This is a genomic window from Bacillus sp. LR--39, from assembly GCF_053613335.1.
On the sequence record NZ_JBSIOT010000665.1, the window covers coordinates 1 to 808 of the forward strand.

The 808-nt window shown below is 45.7% G+C and carries 1 pseudogene; it reads right to left on the bottom strand.

The features are described from left to right. Positions 1-775: pseudogene (gene prkA / locus ACWHAR_RS25695) on the bottom strand (serine/threonine protein kinase PrkA); the annotation flags it as partial. Positions 776-808 lie beyond the last annotated feature (33 nt).

An 808-nucleotide genomic window follows, 5' to 3' on the forward strand; every position in this document is an offset into this window, starting at 1 on the left:
ATTTCAGCATCTCCTGAAACTCCATCATCCCGCGGTTCGCTTTATTCAGCTCTCCGTCAAACCGGTAAGCGCGCGGATCTGATTCTGAACCGTACTCGGCGATTGTTGAGAAATCAATACTCCCCGTCAAATCGGCGATATCCTGAGATTTCGGATCAGAGGGACTGAATGTTCCAATTCCCGTACGCTTATCTTCTGAAAAGAAGATGCGCTCCACCTTCACATCCTCAATTCTTCCTCCGTACTCTTCCTCCAGCCTCATGACATTTAAAGGAGAAAGACTTCCTTCTATTCTAATGCCGTATTCTCTGTAAAAGTCATCGCGTAAATGATGGGGGATTAAATGTAGAGGGTCCTCGTGCATCGGGCAGCCTTTAATCGCATATACAGCGCCATTATCTGTCAGCGTGTACGCTTCGAGACCTTTTTTGAGCATCGTGACCAGCGTGGATTTACCGCCGCTCACAGGCCCCATCAGCAATAGAATCCGCTTTCTGACATCTAGACGTTTGGCAGCCGGATGAAAATACTCTTCCACAAGACGCTCCAGAGATTCTTCAAGCCCGAACAGCTCGCGGTCAAAAAAACTGTACTTCTTGCGTCCGTCAATTTCCTCTATCCCGCTGTCTTTTATCATATTAAAAACTCGAGAATGAGCAGATTGTGCGACCATCGGATTTTCTTTAATAATCTCCAAATAATCGGCGAAAGTTCCTTCCCATTTCAGCCGCTGCTCTTCCTCTCTGTACTGTTCAATTTTCTTTAATATATCCATAAGGACCTCCTCTATCATGTTTGATACACTATG